Below are 15319 nucleotides of genomic sequence, written 5' to 3'. Positions count from 1 at the left end.
CCTTACCGCCACACCATTCACGTGGGTAGCTGACGTGGATAGCCTCCTGGAGAAAATAGCACGCGCGAGAACAGTCTTAGAACAAACCCCCACCCCATAACCGGAAACCTAAATCGCGGACGGTGCACTAGTACATGAAGGGCGTTAGTGCATAAAAGTGGGTCCAACCAGGAAAACCTGGTTGGACCCACGGGAGTACCCTCATCCCGCTGTGCCGCCCGCCTATTTAGCCGGCGACGAGCACGTGCAGCTGGCGCGGGCCGTGCACGCCTTCCACGCGACTCAGCTCGATATCCGAGGTGGCGGAGGGCCCGGCCACGAAGGTAATCGGTTGGCCATCGCGCACCGAATCCTGGAGCCGGGTCATCGCCTCGGGGGTATTGGAAACAACCTGATCGGCGCGCAGCACGCACACATGCGCATCAGGCACCAGGGTGAGTGCACGCCGGCCCTGGTCAGCACGATGGTCCATGGCAAAAGTACCGGTATTGGCCACCCCGACAGCGGCGGCCGTCACCACCGCATCGATATCGTTAAGCTGGCGGGCGCTGAGGTTATCGTCGTCGTACACCTGGAAACCATCCCCCGCAATAGCCGCGCGCCAGGAAGAATCCAGCCCCGCGGGAAGCACCACGGAGCGCGCGCCGATGGCGTGCAGGTGGGCAACGATAGCCGCGGGGACCGCCTCCGGAGCGACCCGCTCCACTTCGGCCTTGTAATCGGCCACGAGCTCGAGGAAATAATCCACGAGGTCGCCCTCAATGGCGGTGGGCTGGTTGTATTCCCAGCTGATCGCGGATTCTTCCGGATCCTGGCTGGGCACATCACCGAGCGCGGAGCGAATCCGCGCGAAAATCTCATCGCGTGCCGAGGTCATGACAGCTCCTCCGTGGTTGGGCGGCCGAAAATATCAGGTGCGGGCGAAACCGGCCCCGCGGTGGGCGGTACTTGCCCGGCTCCGGGCGGTAGCTGCGCGAGCGGAGCGGCGGGGGCGCCGTCGATCAAACTCGGATCGCAACCGAGTTGATGCAACTGTCCCTTTTGCAACTCTTTCTGGAAACGCTTGAGCTGCCGCGCCTCGCGTTTCTTGCGCCGCGCGAACGTGGCGCGGGCGCTGCGCTTGGGCAGCATGGGAACATCACGGGCCCGGGTCCAGCGGTGCACGCCGGGAATATGCCAATTCCCGATGTAATGCATGAACAGGCCCATCACGCGCCCGCCCACGCTAGCCAGCCGGGCTGCGGCCCCCAGGCGCCAGCTCTTGCCCATCACCCAGCCGCCCCCGGCCATAAGGATCGGTTCCACATGCGGGCGCAGGCCCGCTTCGGCCCGTTTCTTATCCACCGCTTTGCGCCGCAGGTGCACGAGGATATTCGAAATCGGGATTTTCACCGGGCACACTTCATTACACGCCCCGCACAGGGTGGATGCGAAGGGCAGGGAGCGATCCACCACCGATTCCAGGCCGCGAATTTGCGGATTGAGAATCGCGCCGATAGGCCCGGGGTAGACCGACCCGTAGGCGTGCCCACCCACTTTCTCGTAGACCGGGCAGATATTCAGGCAGGCCGAGCAGCGAATGCAGCGCAGCGCCGCGCGCCCCACCGGGTCGGCGAGCACCTTGGTGCGCCCGTTATCGAGCAAAATAATATGAACATCGCGCGGGCCATCACCTTCGCGCGCGCCGGTCCAAATAGTTCCGTAGGGCGCCATGCGCTCACCGGTGGACGAACGCGGCAGCAGCTGCAAGAACACTTCGAGATCCTGGAAAGTGGGGAGAATTTTCTCGATACCCACCACGGAAATGAGGGTTTCCGGCAGGGTGAGATTCATACGCCCATTACCTTCGGATTCCACCACCACCAGGGAACCCGTTTCCGCAATGGCGAAATTCGCGCCGGAGATCCCCACCTTGGTGCGCATGAACTTTTCGCGCAGATGCACGCGGGCCGCGGCGGCCAGCTCGGCCGGCTCATCGGTCACGTCGGGCGGGCAGGGAGTGCCGTACTGGCCCATTTCCCGCAGGAAAATCTCACGCACCTCGCTACGATTGCGGTGAATCGCGGGCACGAGGATATGGCTGGGGCGGTCATGCCCGAGCTGCACAATAAGCTCGGCCAGGTCCGTTTCCCACGCCGCGATCCGCGCTTCTTCCAGGTGTTCGTTCAGGTCAATTTCCTGGCTGACCATGGACTTCACCTTGGTGACTTCGCTTTCCCCGGTGGCGCGCACCAGGTCGATAACGATCTGGTTGGCTTCCTCCGCATCGCGCGCCCAGTGCACGTGCGCCCCGGCCGCGGTGGCGTTCTTTTCAAACTCTGCCAGGTAGTAATCGAGGTGGCGCCCCACCCGGTTCTTAATATCGGCGCCGGCCTGGCGGATATCCTGCCAATTATCCAGCTCGCTCACCACCGCCTGCCGCTTGGCGCGAATGGTGTGGGTGGCGTGATGGAGATTCTTCGCCTGCGTTTCGTTACCCAGCTCGCGTACCGCGGCCTTGGGGAAGGCCGGGGAATCAAGCAGATCCCCGTCGGGCGGGGCCGGGGTGAGGCGTTCCAATTTCAGTGTTTTCATGCGATCCTCCCGGTGGGGATTGTTGCGGCGCCCGGTACCGACGCAGTGCCGGCGGCCCCCGCTAAGGCTCCCGCTCCAGCGCTCGCACCAACGGGTGCGGTCTGCACCAGCAGATTGACCATGTGAATGGGTCGCACGGGTTTCTTCTCCCGGTGGAGAATCCCCCCGAAGTTCATGAGGCAAGCATTATCGAGGCTCGCCACGTATTCCGCCCCGGTTTCCAGCACGTGCCGGGCCTTATCGCGCCCCAGCGCAATAGACACGTCCGAGTTCTTCACGGAGAACGTGCCCCCGAAGCCGCAGCACTGGCGCATATCCTCCAGCGGGATATATTCCAGCCCGCGCACCGCCTGCAGCAGGCGAATGGGGCGATCACCCACCTCGGCCACGCGCAGCGAATGGCAGGAGGCGTGATAGGTCACGGTATGCGGGAAATACGCGCCCACATCCACGGTCCCGAGCACATCCACGATGAACTCGCTGATGTCGTAGACCCGTTTCTGCACTTCGTGGACGCGCCGCGCCAGCTCATCTTCACCGGCATCCAGCGCCAGCATCTCGTGCTGTTCGCGCACCGATCCCACGCAGGATCCGGAGGGCCCCACAATATAGTCGTAGTCCTCAAAAGCTTCGAGGAAAGCCCGCACGCTCGGCAGCGCCCGATCAAAATAACCGGTATTCGTGAACATCTGACCGCAGCAGGTCTGGGCGCGCGGGAATTCCACCTCGCATCCGAGCCGCTCAAGCAGCACCGCGGTATTATTCACGGTATTCGGGAACATCACCTCGTTAATACAGGTGGCGAAAACCGCAACTTTCTTGCGCGGTTCCGGCCCGGGAATCAGGCTCATATCAACTCTTTTCTTTCGTTTTTGTTACGACGACGGCGCCGCTGCGCGGCGCTGTGCCCGGCCAGTCGCGGAACTGAGGCAGGGCAGGAATTCATTTAGGCGAGGAACCCAACCAGCAGGCAGAGCAGGATGAGCAGGCCGCAGGCCCAGGGCAGGGACCGGCGCAGCAGCACGGATTCCTCGCCGACCATATCCACCCCGCCGGTGGCAATTGCCAGGGTTTGCGGGCTGATCATTTTGCCCACGGCCCCGCCCACGGTATTGCAGGCCACCAGCAGCCCCGGATCCGCCCCGATCTGGGTAGCGGCGGTGTGCTGCAGATTGGCGAAGAGCGCCGTTGTTGAGGTTCCCGATCCGGTCACCGCGGTGCCGATCCACCCCAGAATCGGGGCGAGGAAGGGGAACACGGAACCGGCCCCGGCAATCCAGGTGCCGATCGTGAGGGTTTGGCCGGAAAGGTTCATCACGTAGGCGAGGGCGAGCACTGAACCGATGGTGAGGAAAGTCCAGCGCAGCTTATAGACCTGGGCGAACATCAGGCGTGCCACGGCGCCCGGCTTCATCCGGTAGCAGGCGGCCAGCACCAGGGCGGTCAGGAGCAGCAGGGTGCCCGGGGAGCTCAACCAGGCGAAAGTGTAGGTGGTGGAGGCGGCGGGCGTACCGTCGGTCCCGCGCACCAGATTCTCACCCCCGGCCCACAGGGCTGGCCAGTGGATCGTCACATTCGTGGCGGCCAGGGCACCTCGGATCGCCGGCACCATCTGGGTGGTGACGAAAACTGCCACGATGAGTACGTAGGGGAAGATTGCCCAGGCCAGGGCCGCGGGGCGGATCCGTTCGGTGGTCGGCCGGGGTGCGGCGCCGGTGAGGCGCTCGGCCGCGGCCCGGCTCCCGCGCGGTTGCCAGATGCGCAGCAGCGCGATTCCCACCGCCAGGCTCACTAGCGCGGGCACCATATTGACCAGGCCGGGTGCCAGGGTGCGGGCCGCGAACCAGGTGCTCAGCGCGTAGGATGCCCCCACCGCCAGGGCCAGGGGCCACACCTGGGCCAGGCCGCGCCAGCCGTCCATAATGAGGAGGAGCGCGAAGGGGATGAGCCAGACGAGCACGCTGGTTTGTTCGCTGATCTGCGCGGAGAGAGTGGCGGCATCAATTCCGGTGAGGTTCGCCCCGGTGAGCACGGGGGTGGCCATCGCCCCGTAGGGCACCGCGAAGGTATTGCCCACCAGCACCGTGAGCGCCGCCTTCCAGGGCGTGAAACCGAGGGCGAGCAGCATCACGCCGCAAATCGCTACCGGCGCCCCGAAACCGGCCAGCGCCTCGAGGAGGGCGCAGAAACTAAAAGCGATGAAAATGCCCAGCGCGCGCGGATCGGGGGAGAGGCGCGCGAAAGCCTGCATGAGGGTGTCGTGATGCCCGGAGGCCACCGTGAGTTCGAACAGGATAATCGCGGTGAGAACAATCCAGGTGATGGGGAAGATCCCGAAGACGGCGCCTTCCAGGCCGGCGGCCAGCGCCATGCCGGCGGGCATGTGGAAAGCAAAAATCGCCACGGCAAGCGCAACGACGACGCCGCATACGCCCGCCCAGTGGGCTTTGATATGGAAGGCACCCAGCAGGAGGAACACCGTGAGGAGCGGGAGGAGGGCCACGAGGGCGGAGAGGGTGAGACTCCCCAGCGGCGCGGCAGTTTGTGTAAAGGCTTCCACGATGTTCTCCTATCCATCGCACGAGGTCGGGTCGGATGCGGGTCGGTGAGCAGCGTTGGTCACGGCGGTCGAATCCGAATCCGGTTAAGTCTGATTAAGATCGTACGGACGTAGGTCACAAGATAAAAATTGAGAGCGCTTAAATGTGGGTGATGTTGCGCACAAAACGCCTAGTAAGGGACTCCTTACTCTGGCGGAAAACTAGTAAATGTGCTAAATGATTCGGCGCGCTGCGTGGGTGGCTAGGTATGTAGCTGACGGCCCATCCGCTCCGCGTGACACGCCGGACGGGGTGGTTACCAGCTTCACAAAGCGCGGGTCCAAAGTCCCAAAACCGCGGAAATGGGCGCAAAGCGGGAGTGACGGCGTCGTCGTAACAACCACAAGTTCTAGTGGTCTTTTGTTCTAGCTGCCACTAGGTGTAGTGTTTAGCCTTGTAGTCGTTCCACCACGCACACAGCGTGACAATCCGAAACTGAGGAGACCTCATGAGCATTACCGTCTACACCAAGCCCGCGTGCGTGCAGTGCAATGCCACCAAGCGCGCGCTCGATAAGGCGGGGCTGGAGTATGAGCTCGTGGATCTCACCCAGGATGCGGAGGCCCTCGCCGCGGTCAAGGCCCTCGGGTACCAATCGGCACCCGTGGTCATCGCTAACGGCCACCACTGGTCCGGCTACCGCCCCGATGAAATCAAGGCGCTCAAGGCCGGCGCGCAGGCCACCGCGGAACCCACCCTGGTGACTGCCTAAGCTGGCGGTGCGGCCGCGTGCCGCCCGCTGAGGAAAGAACCGATGGCACGTATCGTCTATTTTTCTTCTCAAACAAATAACACGCACCGGTTCGTGGAAAAGCTCGGCTACGATGCCGTGCGCATCCCCATCCACGGCGAAACGCCCGTGGTGGATGAACCCTACGTGCTTATTTGCCCCACCTACGGTGGCGGGAACCATCGCGGCGCCGTGCCGCGCCCCGTCATCAAATTCCTCAATAACGAACACAACCGTGCTCTCATCCGCGGTGTGATCGCCGGAGGAAATACCAATTTTGGCGATGTTTACGGACTCGCCGGGGATGTTATCTCCGCGAAATGCGGCGTCCCCATGATGTATCGCTTTGAACTGCTCGGCACGCCCACGGACGTTGCCACGGTTAAGGAAGGTTTGGAACAGTTTTGGGCATCGCAACACTAACGGATACCGGTTCGGAAAACCTGGGTGATTCGCTCGTTGATTACCACTCGCTCAACGCCGAGCTCAATTTGTACGACGCCGAAGGCAAGATCCAATTCGAGAAGGATCACGAAGCCGTGCGGCAGTACTTCCTCCAGCACGTCAATAAGAACACCGTGTTCTTCCACGATCTAGAAGAAAAGCTGGAGTACCTCGTGCGTGAAGGCTACTACGAAAAGCGCGTGCTCGAGGCCTACGATATGGCTTTTATCAAGGACCTCTACAAGAAGGCCTACGCGCATAAGTTCCGCTTCCCCACCTTCATGGGGGCCTTCAAGTACTACACGTCCTACACCCTGAAGACGTGGGACGGTACTCGCTACCTCGAACGTTTCGAGGATCGGGTGTGCATCGTGGCCCTCGCGCTGGCCGATGGCGATACCGAGCTGGCCACCAACCTCATGGAAGAAATGATTACCGGGCGTTTCCAGCCGGCCACCCCCACGTTCCTCAATGCCGGTAAGCAGGCGCGCGGGGAACTGGTGTCTTGCTTCCTGCTGCGGGTGGAAGACAATATGGAATCCATCGCCCGCGCGATTAACTCCGCGCTTCAGCTCTCCAAGCGCGGGGGTGGGGTGGCGCTCAACCTCACCAATCTGCGTGAACAGGGTGCCCCGATTAAGCGCATCCAAAATCAGTCCTCCGGGGTGAACCCGGTGATGAAGCTGCTCGAGGATTCTTTCTCCTACGCGAATCAGCTCGGGGCGCGCCAGGGTGCGGGGGCGGTGTACCTGCATGCCCACCACCCGGATATCATGCGATTCCTGGATACCAAGCGTGAAAATGCGGATGAAAAAATCCGTATCAAGACCCTCTCGCTGGGCGTGGTGATTCCGGATATTACCTTCGAGCTGGCTAAGAACCGCGAGCCCATGTACCTCTTCTCCCCCTACGATGTGGAGCGGGTCTACGGCAAGCCGCTCACCGAGATCTCGGTGAGCGAAAAGTACCGTGAGATGGTCGATGACAAGCGCATTAAGAAGACGAAGATTGATGCGCGCCAGTTCTTCCAGACCCTCGCGGAAATCCAGTTCGAATCCGGCTACCCGTACATCGTGTACGAGGACACCGTCAATAACACCAACCCGATTAAGGGCCGGATTACCATGTCCAATCTGTGCTCGGAAATCCTCCAGGTATCCGAGCCGTCCGAATACAATGCGGATCTTTCCTACAAGCATGTGGGCAAGGATATTTCCTGCAATCTTGGCTCCCTCAATATCGCCAAGGCTATGGATTCGGAGGACTTGGGTAAAACCGTGGAGATCGCGGTGCGCGCTCTCACGGCGGTATCCGACCAGACCAGCATCGATTCGGTGCCTTCCATTAAGCGTGGCAACGAGATGTCTCACGCTATCGGGCTGGGGCAGATGAATCTGCACGGCTACCTAGGCCGCGAGCGGATCTTCTACGGGAGCGAGGAAGCCCTCGACTTCACCAATATGTACTTCTATACGGTGGCCTACCACGCGATTCGTTCCTCCATGCTGCTGGCGAAGGAGCGGGGGGAGCGCTTCGAAGGTTTCGAGGATTCCACCTATGCGAACGGTGCTTACTTCACGAAGTACCTCGAGCAGGAATGGATCCCGCAAACCGAGCGGGTGCGTGAGCTGTTCGCGGCGCACCATATCCCCACCCGGGAAGATTGGGCGCAGCTGGCCGCGGACGTAGCGGAACACGGGATGTACAACCAGAACCTCCAGGCGGTTCCGCCCACCGGTTCCATCTCCTATATCAACCACTCCACCTCCTCGATCCACCCGATCGTCTCTAAGATTGAGATCCGCAAGGAAGGCAAGATCGGGCGGGTGTACTACCCGGCGCCGTATATGACTAATGACAACCTGGAATACTTCCAGGATGCTTACGAAATCGGCCCGCAAAAGATCATCGACACCTACGCGGTGGCCACCCAGCACGTGGACCAGGGGCTATCCCTCACGCTGTTCTACCCGGACACCGTGACCACGCGCGATGTCAATCGCAATTACATCTACGCCTGGCGCAAGGGCATCAAGACGCTCTACTACATGCGTATCCGCCAGGCGGCCCTCCAGGGCACCGAAGTGGAAGGTTGCGTCTCCTGCATGCTGTAGGTATGCGGTGTTTACTCGCGCGGAGTGAGTGAACGGCGGGCCGGTTGCGTGGAAACGTGACCGGCCCGCACAGCTTAAGCGCGGGCGCGGGTGGCGGTACGACGGCGCAGCTAGCGGCCTTCCGGCCCGGTGAGCTCCAGAAGGGAGCGGATATCCGCCCCGGAGATCGGCCCGCGGGCCGCCTCATCCACCATGCCGGCCAGCTCGCGTTTGCGCGCCTGCAAGGCGATGACTTTCTCCTCGATGGTATCCGCCGAGGCAAGCCGGTACACGGTGACCGGTTTATCCTGGCCAATGCGATGGGCGCGGTCAATGGCCTGCTCTTCGGCGGCCGGATTCCACCACGGATCCATAATGTACACATAATCGGCTTCCGTGAGGGTGAGCCCGGTGCCGCCCGCCTTGAGGGAAATAAGGAAAACCGGGGCGCTACCAGCGCGGAACGCCGCAATCGCGCCGGCGCGATCCCGGGTGGACCCATCCAGGTAGCTATAGGTAATACCCTCTCGATCAAGCTGGTGGGCAATACGCTCCAGATAGGTAGTGAACTGGGAGAACACCAGGGCGCGGTGCCCCTCGGGAATAATCTGCTGGAGGTGCTCAAGGAGCAGCGTGGTTTTCGCCGGCGGGGTGGTAATGCGCGGATCCACCAGGCCCGGGTCAATCGCCATGCGCCGCAGCCGGGTGAGCGAGGCCAGAATCGAGATGCGATTAGCGTTCGGGTCGTCGATAAGCCCCAGGATTTCCTGGCGTTCGCGTTCCAGCTGCTTGCGATAGCGCTGCGCGTGGGCCGGTGCGAGGGGAACGCTGAGCTCGGTGACCGTGCGCGGGGGAAGGTCTTTGGCGACTTCGGCTTTGCGGCGTCGCAACATAAAGGGCCGTACCAGGCGCGTGAGCAGCGTGGCCGCCTCCTCATCATTGAATTTCTCAATGGGGTTCTGGAACTTTTCCGTGAAACGCGCGTGCCCCGGGAGCAGGCCGGGGCTGGTGAGGGCCAGCAGGGCCGCCAAATCCGAGAGACTATTTTCCACCGGGGTGCCGGTAACCGCGAACGTCCAGGGGCGGGTGAGCGCGGCGACGGCGCGATAGCCCACCGTGCTGGGATTCTTCACCGCCTGGGCTTCGTCGAGGATAACCCCGCCCCACTCCACTTTCGCGTACTCCGCCCGCTCGAGGCGCAGCAGGGTATAGGAGGTCACCACAATATCCGCGCTCGCGGCAATACCCGCCACATCCTGTGAACGGCGTTTACCTGAGCCGGTGATGGTGTGCACGCGCAGCTCCGGGGTGAAGCGGGCCGCTTCGCTGCGCCAGACCGGCACCACAGAGGTGGGAGCCACCACGAGCACCGGGCCTTCCAACTTGCCCTCCGCGCGTTCGCCGCTGATCATGGCGAGCATCTGCGCGGTTTTACCCAGGCCCATATCGTCGGCCAAGATGCCGCCGTAGTGAGCCCGCGCCAGGTGGGTGAGCCAGGAATAGCCAGCCTCCTGGTAGCCGCGCAGGGCGCCCTGGAAAGTTTCGGGAACCGGCACCGCCTCGCCAAGGTGATCAAGCTGGCCTAGCGCATCGGTGAGCGCCTGCGGATTGGCCAGCGCCGATAGATCCAGGGCGTGCACCCGGGCCCGGGGCACGGAAATGCTTTCCGGGGTGACGGTGCCGAGAGCGGCGGCGTCGTACAAAAGCTGGCGCAACGCATCGAAATCGCTTCCCAGCGGGATGACCACATCTCCGAGCACCAGGTGGTAGGTGCCGCTGGTGAGGGCGTCGTAGAGGACGGGGAGGGGGACCTCGTGCTCCCCGACGGTGACGGTCACGCCCAGATCCAGCCAGTCGCGATCCTCGGTGACGGTGGTGGTGAGGACCGGGGCTTCGGTGAGGACGGTGAGGTCCGCGTTCTCCTCGAATGTGACCGAGATTCCGGCTGCGCGCCAGGCGGGAACGATATCCTCGCGCAGGTGCTGGTAGCTGGTGATATCAAGGTTGCAGCTATGCGGGAAGTCGAGGTCCGGCATCTTGGCTGCGAGCCAGGCCCTTTGAGCTTCCCGAAGTTGGTCCTGCGGCAGCTGTATGATGCCACTTCCCCAGGTAAGCGGTGTATACAATGCCGGTGCTTCGGTTGGCTCCGTGCCGTCGGAGTCCAGCAGCTGGCGTTCCGCGTACCACTCCAGCAGGAAGGGCCCGGTGAGCTGCGAATTGAGCTCGTCGGGCGCGGGGCGGCGGATCCGGGCGTGCAGAACCGGGTCGGAAAAACGATGCGGAGTGAACGCCCCGTCGGGGGAGACAACCCTGATCTCGGGCGGCAGAGTGGGAAGGAGGTTGAGTTCAAAAATGGGTACTTCCGCGGCGGGGATACGTAAGGGCTGCGCGGATTCCAAAGCCTTGGAGAAAGTAGTGGGAAGACTCGGATTGACCCGGCCGAGGACATAAGAATCGTTTTCGTAACTGATGGCGAGGGCCGGCTCGGTGCCTTCGATAACGGCGGCCGGGGTGCCCTCCGGTGTTTCTGGTAGCACTCGCAAGAGCAGATCGTCGCTCCCGCGCTCGCGGGCGGACAAGCTGAGCTGGGCGCCCCAGGGGGCTTTATCAATGCGGAGCGGCTGGTCGGTATCCCCGCAAAAAAGCTCCACCCCGGTATCGCGAGCATTTTCCAGATAGGCCATCGCCGTGGTACCCAAGCTTTGCAAGGAAATACTCGGGTCAAAATACGAGGCGCGCTTCGCTACGTCATGTAATTCCCGCAGCGCCGCAAGCTGGAGGGGATCCAAGCTTTCTGCGGCGGAACTGTAGCCGTGCGCGGGAGCAATAGTGGACCAGGTGGTGGTGCGGTGTGACCACTCTCCGTTGAGATTCCGCTGGGCCGGGCGCAGCAAACCCGTTACTTCCCCGCTTTCCGCACCGCGGATGAGAATAAGCCCGAGACCGCGGGTAGCCGGGCGCTGCTCTATTCCCACACAACTATCGGTAAGCAGTGTTCGCCAGGAGCGGTCTTTCACATGCTCGGCGTACACCAGCAAGGTGGCAACGGTGTGCTTACACCGCCGTGAGACCGGGCATGAGCAGGACGCGGTAAGGGGATGTACGGAGGTAATAAGAACCCGGTAGGTGTGGCCGTTACCGAGGACGCGGGCGACGATGCCGTAGGAATTCTCCTTTATCTCAAGCACGCGACCGGTTGCCGCGTAGCGTTTTCCGCGGGCGAGCATGGGAGGCGTGAAGTAAAGCTCGTAGAAATCCGAGGTAAGTGCTGCGATAGCAGAGCGAAGTGTGCCGGCCATCCTTTAATTTTAAGACGCATCCGGGGATGGGGAAAGTCCGGGCTCCGGGTTCTCCGGGCCGGACTCCGGCGGGCGAACCGAGCGCGTCGCGTTCGGGGCGGCGCGGTAGGATGGGTGCCACTTCCGCGGAATCACCCCGCGGAGAAAGAAGGCAGAGCAGGTGAGGAATCGGTATCGGCACGCGGGCACCCTGGCGGTGCTACTGGGCACGCTGCTCACGCTGGGTCTGGTAGCGGGGCTCGTGGGTGGCTGCGCACTGGTTAAAGCCCCGGTGCTCGCCGCTCCGATTCCCCGCCCGGTTACGTACGATAATTTTGGCGACGACGCCGTTGCTATCGTCTGGGACGACGACGCCACCTACCGCGATCTCGACGCCGAATTTGACGACTCGGGCATTGTGGACGGCCGGGTTTTGGCCGCCGCCTACCACCGCGGCGCCGGGTTTCCCGATTCTGTGAACGCTGCTCTGAGCGACGATCCCAAGGTGAGCGACGTCGGCCTGGGGGAGGGCCTGCCCGGGGCGGGCTACAACTTCCCGGGAATCCCGCAGATGGGTACCTTCTTCCACGTCGTTCCGGGAACCACCCAGGTGATTCGGGGATGCACCGGCGTGGTGCTCGATACCCCGGGCCGCTCCCAGATTCTTTCCGCCGCGCACTGCTGGCCCGGAGATGCCTTCGCCGCCACCGTTTTTGTGCCCCAATTCGCCATTATCGCGGGTGCCGCCTATATCCCCCACGGTATTTGGCGCATCGACCCGGACGCCGTGGTCATCAACGATGCGTATTACAGCGATGATGACGATGCGGATCGGTACGACGCCGCCATCCTCACCGCGGACCCGGACCGCTTCGGAAACCTCCTCGAAGATGTAACCGGCGGGCTATCCATCGCGGAGGTAAGCCCGGAACAACCCGATATTGAGGTGATCGGCTACCCGGTGGCCGAATCCTTCGAGGCCGATAATTACACGTCCGCCTACCCGCGCCATTGCCGCAATTCCACCGAAACGTTCACGGAGAACGGCGTGGATTACTTCCATATCGAATGCGCCGGGATGCCCACCGGGGTCTCCGGCGGGCCCTGGCTCCAGCAGAACGAGGGCGGGGAATGGGCCATCGTGGCGATTACCGGCGGGGCGCAGGACGGCGGGGGCTATACCGATGACGAATCCGTGGGCGTCCCCATGGATAACCTCATCGCTGACCTGCTGGAAGAAGCCCGTATCACCCTGGAGGATGCCACCCTGGAGCCGGGCAAACCGGCGCATACAGTCCTCGGCTACCTGGGTGGCCAGCCCGACCGCGCGGATGCTTTCACTGTATGGCCCTCCGGGGCGGTCGCGCTCTACCTGGATGCCGGCAGCGGGGAAGAAACTCTGCCGCGAGCCGAAGAAGAAACCGGCGAGCTCGCCCAGTTGGATGCCGCGCGGCGGTTCCGTTCCGTGCGGATCCTCGGTAGGCGTGATCGCCGTTTACGGAATCTCCGCACTCTCGCGGCCGGGGACCTGGACGGCTCCGGCATGGCCGATATCCTCACCCTCGGGCGGGATGGCGCCCTCATCCTCTGGCACGATCCGGGGCTTTTCGGCCTGCGCCACCCCGAGCACCTCAACCCGCATCTCCCCCTCGAATTCACCAATGTGGAGAAGATGAGTATCGCTGATGACACCCTCACCGTCACCGGCACCGATGGCACGACGACGCAGTATGCGGATATCTCCGAGCAAGGTATCCAGCCCCGGTCGCGCACCTCATGACCTGGCTCGCACCGCTTACCGATTCAACCGTCTAGAATGGGCGGGGTGTGGCGGCGCGAGCGGCGTCGTCGTTCTTAACCATCATCTATTCCGCATCACCTGCGCTACCAAGGAGCTACTGTGATCCCCCCGAAGTTGAAACTTGTCAGTTCTGTGCAAGCCATTAACTGGAACCGCATCGAGGACGAAAAGGACCTCGAAGTGTGGGACCGCCTCACGGGGAATTTCTGGCTACCCGAAAAGGTGCCGCTTTCTAACGACATTCAGTCGTGGAATACCCTCAAGCCGCACGAGCAGCTCATGACCACCCGGGTGTTCACCGGGCTGACTCTGCTCGATACCATTCAGGGCACCGTGGGCGCTGTTTCGCTTATTCCGGACGCGGTGACCCCGCACGAGGAAGCGGTGTATACCAATATCGCCTTCATGGAATCGGTGCACGCGAAGTCGTATTCCTCAATTTTCTCCACGCTTATTTCCACCGACGAGATCGACGAAACTTTCCAGTGGTCGGAAAATAACGAATTCCTGCAGAAGAAGGCGCAGATCGTGCTGGATTACTACCGCGGGGATGATCCGGAAAAGCGCAAGGTGGCCTCCACGATGCTGGAATCCTTCCTCTTCTACTCCGGCTTCTACGCGCCCATGTACTGGTCCGCGCACGCCAAACTCACCAATACCGCCGACCTCATCCGCCTTATTATTCGCGACGAGGCCGTGCACGGCTACTACATCGGCTACAAGTACCAGCGCGCGGTGGAGAAGGCCAGCAAGGAACGCAAGGCCGAACTCAAGGAATACACCTTTGAGCTGCTCCAAGATCTTTATGAGAACGAAGAAGAATACACCGCCAGCCTCTACGACGAGATGGGCCTCACGGAGGACGTCAAGGCGTTCCTGCGCTACAACGCCAATAAGGCGCTTATGAACCTCGGTTACGAGGCGCTGTTCAACCCGGACCAGACGGCCGTCAACCCCGCGATTCTGGCGGCGCTATCCCCGAACGCAGACGAGAACCACGATTTCTTCTCCGGTTCGGGATCCTCCTACGTTATCGGTGAAGTGGAAGATACTACCGACGACGACTGGGATTTCTAGCGTGCTTGCGCGCTCGCGGTGGTGCGGCGTGCGGTGGCGGCGCGGTACGACGCCGCAGCGCCGGCCTGGCGGTGATCGCGCATTCGGTGCGTGACGAATTCCGCCGCAAAAAACTGGCATCGCGCCCCGGTGAGCGTGTACGCTAGTAAGGCTTGCACGGGTTGGCTCAGGCTTTCCCGGTGAGCATGGAGACGTGACTGAGTGGCCGAAAGTGGCACCCTGCTAAGGTGTTAGTCGCAGTAGCGGCTCGAGGGTTCGAATCCCTCCGTCTCCGCTCTGTGATGGCGCGTGGATTAGCCAAGCGGTTGAATCTACCGGAACCCGCTATGTTCATATGCGGTCCCTTGGTAATCCAAAAGATAATCGAGCAGCTTTCGCTTATCCTGGAACTCCCGAGGCGCATGCCGCTCACGCGCGTTTCCGCAACGAAGTACTCGCAACGCCGGATGCACGGGTAGCCATCCACGAGATTGCTGGCTTAGCGCATGACGGTGCGATTCTTATTTTTTGCTTTGAGGCTAATCACCAGCAGTGACACCGGAAACTCGTGATTGAGGAAACGTGCGCTGTATTAGAAGAGTCCGAGCGCTTCGCGGGGTTAATAGACAAAAAGTGGGTCTCATATCCGGGGTTTGCCCTGCCATAGCAACGAAAAGTCAGCCTTATTGAGCTCGAGTACCTCAATAAGCTTGCTTCCTTGACACCTGCGGTGGAATGTGCAG

11 protein-coding genes and 1 tRNA gene are annotated in these 15319 nt (G+C 62.0%); 7 read left to right on the top strand and 5 right to left on the bottom strand.

Annotation, left to right across the window (positions count from 1 at the left end; genetic code table 11):
- Window positions 1-226 precede the first annotated feature (226 nt).
- From DDD64_RS08180 to DDD64_RS08165, 4 genes are all read right to left on the bottom strand, one after another.
- Window positions 227-877: a LutC/YkgG family protein gene (locus DDD64_RS08180; RefSeq protein WP_126135876.1), complete on the bottom strand. Its 651-nt coding sequence runs from the start codon at window positions 875-877 to the stop codon at window positions 227-229.
- Entirely contained in the window at window positions 874-2574 is a 1701-nt protein-coding gene (locus DDD64_RS08175) for a LutB/LldF family L-lactate oxidation iron-sulfur protein (protein ID WP_126135875.1), read from the bottom strand. The genes DDD64_RS08180 and DDD64_RS08175 overlap by 4 nt, the downstream gene beginning before the upstream one ends.
- Complete coding sequence (locus DDD64_RS08170; protein ID WP_126135874.1) at window positions 2571-3425, bottom strand: (Fe-S)-binding protein; 855 nt, start codon at window positions 3423-3425, stop codon at window positions 2571-2573. The genes DDD64_RS08175 and DDD64_RS08170 overlap by 4 nt, the downstream gene beginning before the upstream one ends.
- 95 nt (window positions 3426-3520) lie before the next feature.
- On the bottom strand, window positions 3521-5134 hold the full coding sequence (locus DDD64_RS08165; protein WP_126135873.1) for an L-lactate permease: 1614 nt from the start codon (window positions 5132-5134) through the stop codon (window positions 3521-3523).
- Window positions 5135-5622: 488 nt separating this feature from the next.
- Between DDD64_RS08165 and nrdH the strand changes: the two genes are divergently transcribed.
- Genes nrdH through nrdE form a run of 3 tightly spaced genes read left to right on the top strand, consistent with a single transcriptional unit; the run spans window position 5623 to window position 8462 of the window.
- Window positions 5623-5886, top strand: coding sequence for a glutaredoxin-like protein NrdH (gene nrdH / locus DDD64_RS08160; protein WP_126135872.1), 264 nt, complete (start codon window positions 5623-5625; stop codon window positions 5884-5886).
- Window positions 5887-5928: 42 nt separating this feature from the next.
- Window positions 5929-6327 carry a class Ib ribonucleoside-diphosphate reductase assembly flavoprotein NrdI gene (gene nrdI, locus DDD64_RS08155; protein ID WP_016442132.1) on the top strand — a complete coding sequence of 133 codons (399 nt, stop codon included), beginning with the start codon at window positions 5929-5931 and terminating at the stop codon, window positions 6325-6327.
- On the top strand, window positions 6309-8462 hold the full coding sequence (gene nrdE / locus DDD64_RS08150; protein WP_407706489.1) for a class 1b ribonucleoside-diphosphate reductase subunit alpha: 2154 nt from the start codon (window positions 6309-6311) through the stop codon (window positions 8460-8462). The genes nrdI and nrdE overlap by 19 nt, the downstream gene beginning before the upstream one ends.
- A 110-nt stretch (window positions 8463-8572) precedes the next feature.
- Here the strand turns inward: nrdE and DDD64_RS08145 are convergent, their stop codons facing one another.
- The gene (locus tag DDD64_RS08145) at window positions 8573-11740 is read right to left on the bottom strand and encodes a DEAD/DEAH box helicase (protein ID WP_126135871.1); all 3168 of its coding nucleotides are present in this window, start codon (window positions 11738-11740) and stop codon (window positions 8573-8575) included.
- 160 nt (window positions 11741-11900) lie between these two features.
- On the opposite strand from DDD64_RS08145, the gene DDD64_RS08140 reads away from it, so the two are divergent.
- From DDD64_RS08140 to DDD64_RS08125, 4 genes are all read left to right on the top strand, one after another.
- Window positions 11901-13499: a trypsin-like serine peptidase gene (locus tag DDD64_RS08140; protein WP_126135870.1), complete on the top strand. Its 1599-nt coding sequence runs from the start codon at window positions 11901-11903 to the stop codon at window positions 13497-13499.
- Window positions 13500-13619: 120 nt separating this feature from the next.
- Window positions 13620-14597 carry a class 1b ribonucleoside-diphosphate reductase subunit beta gene (gene nrdF, locus DDD64_RS08135; protein ID WP_375712897.1) on the top strand — a complete coding sequence of 326 codons (978 nt, stop codon included), beginning with the start codon at window positions 13620-13622 and terminating at the stop codon, window positions 14595-14597.
- 187 nt (window positions 14598-14784) lie between these two features.
- Window positions 14785-14871: transfer RNA gene (locus DDD64_RS08130), tRNA-Ser, on the top strand.
- A complete protein-coding gene (locus DDD64_RS08125; protein WP_338119687.1) occupies window positions 14857-15132 on the top strand; it encodes a DUF488 family protein in 276 nt (91 codons plus the stop codon). The genes DDD64_RS08130 and DDD64_RS08125 overlap by 15 nt, the downstream gene beginning before the upstream one ends.
- The last annotated feature ends 187 nt before the right edge of the window (window positions 15133-15319 follow it).

The sequence above is a fragment of the Actinotignum sanguinis genome, assembly GCF_003957255.1.
In the GTDB taxonomy this organism is placed as follows: Bacteria; Actinomycetota; Actinomycetes; order Actinomycetales; family Actinomycetaceae; genus Actinotignum; species Actinotignum sanguinis.
Note: the sequence above shows the minus strand (reverse complement) of the source record. Positions and strands in the feature narration are given on the sequence as shown.

Excerpts from the sequence above, each read along its gene's own strand:
- DDD64_RS08180 (WP_126135876.1), bottom strand. The coding sequence starts at position 877 with ATGACCTCGGCACGCGATGAGATTTTCGCGCGGATTCGCTCCGCGCTC.
- DDD64_RS08175 (WP_126135875.1), bottom strand. The coding sequence starts at position 2,574 with ATGAAAACACTGAAATTGGAACGCCTCACCCCGGCCCCGCCCGACGGG.
- DDD64_RS08170 (WP_126135874.1), bottom strand. The coding sequence starts at position 3,425 with ATGAGCCTGATTCCCGGGCCGGAACCGCGCAAGAAAGTTGCGGTTTTC.
- nrdH (WP_126135872.1), top strand. The coding sequence starts at position 5,623 with ATGAGCATTACCGTCTACACCAAGCCCGCGTGCGTGCAGTGCAATGCC.
- nrdI (WP_016442132.1), top strand. The coding sequence starts at position 5,929 with ATGGCACGTATCGTCTATTTTTCTTCTCAAACAAATAACACGCACCGG.
- DDD64_RS08145 (WP_126135871.1), bottom strand. The coding sequence starts at position 11,740 with ATGGCCGGCACACTTCGCTCTGCTATCGCAGCACTTACCTCGGATTTC.